Annotated in this window: 5 protein-coding genes; 3 read left to right on the plus strand and 2 right to left on the minus strand. The window is 48.8% G+C overall.

Going from position 1 to position 5,978, the window contains the following annotated elements; translation table 11 throughout:
• Positions 1-577: 577 nt before the first annotated feature.
• On the plus strand, positions 578-1,615 hold the full coding sequence (gene nadA / locus KDK14_RS05095) for a quinolinate synthase NadA (protein ID WP_257263935.1): 1,038 nt from the start codon (positions 578-580) through the stop codon (positions 1,613-1,615).
• A 417-nt stretch (positions 1,616-2,032) separates the two neighbouring features.
• Here the strand turns inward: nadA and KDK14_RS05100 are convergent, their stop codons facing one another.
• Positions 2,033-3,517: a M48 family metalloprotease gene (locus tag KDK14_RS05100; protein ID WP_257263936.1), complete on the minus strand. Its 1,485-nt coding sequence runs from the start codon at positions 3,515-3,517 to the stop codon at positions 2,033-2,035.
• A 322-nt stretch (positions 3,518-3,839) separates the two neighbouring features.
• Between KDK14_RS05100 and KDK14_RS05105 the strand changes: the two genes are divergently transcribed.
• Together KDK14_RS05105 and KDK14_RS05110 are read left to right on the plus strand one after the other, a co-directional pair.
• Positions 3,840-4,067: a sulfurtransferase TusA family protein gene (locus KDK14_RS05105; protein ID WP_257263937.1), complete on the plus strand. Its 228-nt coding sequence runs from the start codon at positions 3,840-3,842 to the stop codon at positions 4,065-4,067.
• 68 nt (positions 4,068-4,135) lie between these two features.
• Positions 4,136-5,200 (plus strand): AI-2E family transporter, encoded by a 1,065-nt coding sequence (locus tag KDK14_RS05110; RefSeq protein WP_257263938.1) that lies wholly within the window; start codon positions 4,136-4,138, stop codon positions 5,198-5,200.
• Between the two features lie 115 nt (positions 5,201-5,315).
• Here the strand turns inward: KDK14_RS05110 and KDK14_RS05115 are convergent, their stop codons facing one another.
• Positions 5,316-5,819: a peroxiredoxin gene (locus tag KDK14_RS05115; RefSeq protein WP_257263939.1), complete on the minus strand. Its 504-nt coding sequence runs from the start codon at positions 5,817-5,819 to the stop codon at positions 5,316-5,318.
• Positions 5,820-5,978: the final 159 nt, after the last annotated feature.

Below are 5,978 nucleotides of genomic sequence, written 5' to 3' on the forward strand. Positions count from 1 at the left end.
CAGTTGGCTTTTAACCAATTGGTCGTAGGTTCGAATCCTACACGACCCACCATTTCCTGTGAAACCTTATCTTTATCAACTCTCGGAATATTTCATCCATAGCTCGTAGAGCTTGGGTGGACATGGATAGCGACCGGTCTTCTCGGTGGTCCGGCACTCCTGCTGGTAAAATACTACCCTGTAAATAAATGGTAAATTCTTGTTTTTTTAAGGTCAAAAAAACCTGAAGCACTAAACTCTTCCTGTGTTGGGTTCTTAAAGCGATTACGCTACCAAGACAGAGGTAGGAAATAAGACTTAACATACCTCCGCTCTCTGTTCGTACTTCTGAATAATTCAAAGCAATCTGAAAAGTAGAACAGTTTGTCGAACAAGGTTTTCCTTGCTACTGGTCAGGAGAAAACTGAGTTCGGGCATTAGCGTATTGCAGAAGGAACCCCCCATTATAATCGCTTGGCGGTTTAGTGGCGGTATTATGTCAACAATAGTGCTGATCCTGTGTTAGACTTCACTTCACATTTTTTTTAGATGAAACAGTTCATCCTAAAGTCAAGGCGCTTTGCCGGATGCAAGCTTTATGAATGCAGTGATAGACAGACAGCTCGTTCAGGGCCATTTGCAGAAGGCTCCATTGCTGGTGGATCCAGTTGCAAAGGAGGCCAAAAAAAGCAGAATTAAACAGCTACTGAAAGAGAAGGGGGCAGTTCTGGTTGCTCACTATTACACAGATCCTGCCGTTCAGGAGCTGACTGATGAGACCGGTGGCTTTATCGCCGACTCATTGGAAATGGCTCGTTTTGGTGCCCGGCACGATGCCAAAACATTGATCGTGGCTGGTGTGCGCTTCATGGGCGAAACCGCTAAAATCCTCAGCCCTGAAAAGCGGGTACTGATGCCGACCCTTGAGGCGGAGTGTTCACTTGACTTGGGCTGCCCTGCAGACGAGTTTTCTGCTTTTTGTGATCTGCATCCTGACCGGGAAGTTGTTGTCTATGCCAATACGTCAGCTGCCGTAAAAGCACGGGCAGACTGGGTAGTAACCTCCAGCTGTGCACTTGATATTGTCGAAGACCTTGATGCCAAAGGCAAAACTATTATCTGGGGGCCGGATAAATATCTCGGTAGCTACATTCAAAAAAATACCGGCGCTGATATGCTGCTCTGGAACAGCAGCTGTATTGTTCATGAAGAATTCAAGGCGAAAGGTATTGAAGATCTGAAACGTGTTTATCCTGGTGCTGCCGTACTGGTCCACCCGGAGTCCCCTGACCCAGTGGTTGAGGTTGCTGATGTGGTGGGATCGACCAGCCAGCTATTGAAAGCTTCTCAGGACATGACGAACAGCACATTCATTGTCGCTACGGACCGTGGTATTTTCTATAAAATGCAGCAGGCTTCACCTGAAAAACGTTTTATAGAGGCTCCTACCGCAGGCAACGGCGCCACTTGTCGCAGTTGTGCCCATTGCCCATGGATGGCAATGAATACCCTCGATGCTCTGCTGGCATGCCTGGAAACTCCCGGTACTCTGAATGTCATTGAGGTCGGTGATGAGTTGCGGTACAAGGCACTAAAGCCCTTGCAACGTATGTTGGACTTTACAGCAAGCGGTTAAATTAATATTAATTCTCTTGCTTCCCGAGGTTGCTGTCCGGGAATGAATAGCCTCCTGACGTTGTTTGATAAATTGGGATAGCCCTGCTCATTAACCAGATAAAGACGCTTGCCGGGGTTAAAAGGGATGACGGTGTAACCCCGACTGTTACAGGTAAGTCAACGACATTTGACGCAAAGATAATGTCCAGGTTGGTTGCCATGGGACGCTGGCTTATTAAGAGATGCTGGTTTCTGTCTGGCCCTGCTCCAAGTTGCAACTGGCCGGACAAACACGAAAATTGCCATGCCAGTGTGATAAGTTGTAGATCTCCGGAGTAGATTTGGATACACAACGAACGATCATATTCTTTCCCGAACCGATTCTGTTCTATACGCCAGAGGTCATTGATTACTGCGCTGAATAGACCTCGGTGTGTCATGTATTTCTCAACTTCTGGCGATATTTTTTCATATCCGCCAGCTTTTGCTGAAGTTTTGATTTGAGCGAGAAGTTATCTCCTGACATCTTTAATGCATACTGCAGGTGTTTGATAGCATCATCCAGATTGCCATTCAGGAAGAAGTACTCAGCTCTTGACTGATGAAGGCCAACAATATCCTCTGCCATCCCCTGGGCTTCCGCCAGTTCAAACCAAATGTCCGGATCGTCCGGACGAAGGCGGCTGAGTTTCTGCAGCTCATGGCGTGCACTGGCATAATCCCGTTGTTGCAGCAGGATTTCTGCGCGAGTTGCCAGAAGCGGGTAGCTTTCCGGGTTGGTACTCAGTGCCTGGTCGATGCGTTCAAGACCCTGACTGGCTTTTCCGGACGCGGCCTGCACCAGGGACTGGGTCATAATCAGATAAGGCTGATCAGGGTATTGTTGCAGCAGAAGATTCATCTGCTGCCCGGCTGTCGTATAGTTACGGGTTTTCATACTGGCCAGCACCAAGCCGTATCGTAGGGGAGCCAGGCTGGCTGCTGATGCGGTCGTTAATCCTGATGCTAATTCCTTGTTCAGCTGTCTGGCCATTTCATGATGATTGTTGCTGTTCAGGACGGCGGCACGCATTCTCATGAATTGGTAGTTTTGCGAACCTTTCGTCGTTTTTAGCTGCTGGTCTGGCATCTGATCAGCCCGGGCGCGGGAATCTGCGATACGGTTTTCCGTCACAGGGTGTGTCAGGAGGAATTCCGGAGGACGGCTGCCATAACGGCTGGCCTTGTTCATTTGTTCAAAGATTTCAGGCATGGCCTGAGGTTCAAAGCCGGCCTTGGCAAGGGTGGTGATGCCGATGTTATCCGCTTCCCGTTCAAACTGGCGACTGAAACGAAGCCGTGCGCTTTGCATGCCTGCCACGGTAGAAGTCAGTGCTGCGGCACCGGCGTCTGTGCCAGCGGTGGCCATGATCAGTATGGATCCAAGAAGGGCGGCGGCATTGGGTATGCTTTTGTTTCGTGCCTCTTCAACATTGCGGGCGTAGTGGCGCTGGCTCAAGTGTGCCAGTTCATGCGCCAGAACGGCGGCAAACTGCGCTTCCGTTTCGGCATTGAGAAACAGGCCGGTATTGACGCCAACGATGCCTCCCGGGGCGGCAAAAGCATTCAGGGCCGGGCTATCAATAACCAGAGGGACGAGTCGGTGATCCTGTAGTTGACTGGCAGCGGCCAATCGGAAAATAAGGTTTTCCAGGTAGTCTTTGAGCTGTGGATCAGAAACCATGGGAGTCTGATTGCGCAGGGTTTTTAACCATGACCGTCCGAGTTCATGCTCTTCCTGTTGGGAAATAATGCCCGAAGCGCTATCGCCCAGGCTTGGCAGGTTGAGATCGCTGCCCATTGTGACGTTGGAGTAGGTCGACAGTACAGAGGTCAGTGCTGTGGCTAACATAAATACTGACAAAAAGCCCGCTCGTTTCATAGAATATCCATACTCGTGTTTTCTACAGTACACTTTATCATGAATCTGTTTATCACGAATCTGTTTATGATGGAGCAACATAAAACAGTGTAGTCATAATAGTGGTTGCCCATAGCCGTGATATTACCTCTTTTAACCAATTGCCTGCTAATGTGCTTAAACAGTTTTGACGCTTGAGCTAACAGATATCCTGATTCTGTCGTTGATATAGTTGATGTTGATATAGTTGATGTTGATATAGTTGATGTTGATATAGTTGAGACAGTTGAGATAAATGTTGGGCGTTTTTACTGTTGCAGCCGGTAAAGAATGAGTCGTTACGATGGATGTTGATCAGGAGCTTGATCTTAAAGGTATGAACTGTCCACTGCCACTGCTGAAAGCCAAACAGGCACTCAGTCGAATGCACTCAGGTCAGGTGATCAGAGTGTTTGCGACAGATCCGGGCTCGGTCAGGGATTTTGCCAGCTTTGCTAAAATCAGCGGACATATTCTGCTGGCCAGTGAAGAAGAACACGGGGTTTATATCCATACATTGCAGCATAAATAGGCCTTAGCTTTAAGGGACTTGAGTTTAATAATGAATCTTGAGTCATTGAATAACAAACGGAGCATTTGATGCTGACTGTCATTAAGGAGTGGTTGCATAACTATCTTTCGGATCAGGAGGCGATCGTTCTTCTGATCATATTGCTGGTTGGCTTTGTTGTTGTCCTGACCATGGGGAAAATGTTGGCACCGGCATTGGCTGCCTTGATTTTTGCCTTTCTGATGCACGGGCTGGTGAGCTGGCTTGAGCGACGACGGATGCCCCATCTGTTTGCCGTTAACCTGGTTTTTACCGGATTTGTTGCTGCGTTGTTGCTGGTGATTTTTGTGGTGGTTCCACTGGTGTGGGAACAGGTGACTCATCTGTTAAATGCCATGCCAGGGATGGTTCGCGAGGGACAGGCGCTGCTGGTCAGTTTGCCCGAGCTATACCCGGGTTTTGTTTCTGAGCACCAGGTTAGCTTACTGGTCACAACGATTAATAAGCATCTGGCAGACTTTGGCCAGTGGGCATTGTCGTTTTCCCTGTCCAGGCTCCCGGGTGTCGTTGCGCTCCTGGTCTACCTGATACTGGTGCCTATCCTGGTTTTCTTTTTTCTCAAGGATAAAGAGGTTTTGCTGGGTTGGATGGTTAGTATTCTGCCTCGCCGTCGCAGGCTGATTGACCAGGTTGCTGACGAGATGAATGACCAGATAGCCAACTATATCAGGGGGAAGGCGATAGAAATTGTCATTGTCGGAGGGGTCAGTTATGTGCTGTTTGCCCTGTCAGGGTTAAGCTATTCTGCACTTCTGGCCGTGATGGTCGGTTTCTCGGTTGTTGTGCCCTATATCGGGGCGACGGTAGTGACGATTCCCGTTGCCGTTATTGGTTTTTTTCAATGGGGGATGGGTGATCAGTTTGTTATTTTGATGGTGGGGTATGGGATTATTCAGGCGTTGGATGGTAATGTTCTGGTGCCATTGCTTTTCTCGGAAGCGGTGAACCTGCATCCTGTTGCTATCATTATTGCCGTTCTGGTGTTTGGTGGTTTGTGGGGGTTCTGGGGGATCTTCTTTGCCATTCCCCTGGCCACCTTGTTTAAGGCAGTCATGAATGCCTGGCCTGCAGTGGCGGATGTGGAGTCAAGTTGAGCCAGGGGCGGGAACTGTCGTTTATAAGCGCTTCCCGCCACCCGCTTGCCGAAAAAGACATTTTGCTGGATGCTACTTGACAAGTCCCGGTCTTATTCCCGGGCATGGGAAGATATTACTCCTCATCGTTGGTGTTATTGGTCTCTTGCCGGGTGTCTACCATTTGTGCTGCCTGCAGGACATCTTCAACATGGCCCTTAATGCGAACCTTGCGCCACTCGTGTTGCAGTACGCCATGGCTGTCGATCAGGAAGGTGCTCCGTTCGATTCCCATATACTCCTTGCCATACATCTGCTTTAACTTGATGACGTCAAACAGTTTGCAGAGCGTTTCATCTTTGTCTGAGATCAGCTCAAAAGGAAACTCGTGTTTGGCCCGGAAGTTTTCATGAGCCTTGATGCCGTCTTTGGATACACCAAAGACCAGCGTGTCTGACTCTTGAAATTGTTTGTAATGGTCTCTGAATGACTGCCCCTCACTAGTGCAGCCGGGGGTATTGTCTTTTGGGTAAAAAAACAGGACGACTTTACGGCCTTCGAGTTCAGAGAGTTTGACCGTCGTGTCACTGGTCGCTTGGGCGGTAAAGTCAGGAACGGGTTGGCCCAGGGTTACGCTCATGTTTTATCCTTAGTCGCTCTCATTAGAAGTCATTATTAAATTCAGGGGTGATAGTTTAAACTATCGCTGAAAAAAAGGCAGGCTCTGATACGGTATTCAAACAATTAACCCGGATATTTCATAAACGTGCTCCCGCTCTCGCTTGTCCTTTGCCGCTCT

It is taken from the genome of Endozoicomonas sp. ONNA2 (genome assembly GCF_024606365.1).
In the GTDB taxonomy this organism is placed as follows: Bacteria; Pseudomonadota; Gammaproteobacteria; order Pseudomonadales; family Endozoicomonadaceae; genus Endozoicomonas.

Coding starts and splice junctions, on each gene's coding strand:
- KDK14_RS05115 (WP_257263939.1), bottom strand. CDS start 5,819: ATGAGCGTAACCCTGGGCCAACCCGTTCCTGACTTTACCGCCCAAGCG.
- KDK14_RS05110 (WP_257263938.1), top strand. CDS start 4,136: ATGCTGACTGTCATTAAGGAGTGGTTGCATAACTATCTTTCGGATCAG.
- nadA (WP_257263935.1), top strand. CDS start 578: ATGAATGCAGTGATAGACAGACAGCTCGTTCAGGGCCATTTGCAGAAG.
- KDK14_RS05105 (WP_257263937.1), top strand. CDS start 3,840: ATGGATGTTGATCAGGAGCTTGATCTTAAAGGTATGAACTGTCCACTG.
- KDK14_RS05100 (WP_257263936.1), bottom strand. CDS start 3,517: ATGAAACGAGCGGGCTTTTTGTCAGTATTTATGTTAGCCACAGCACTG.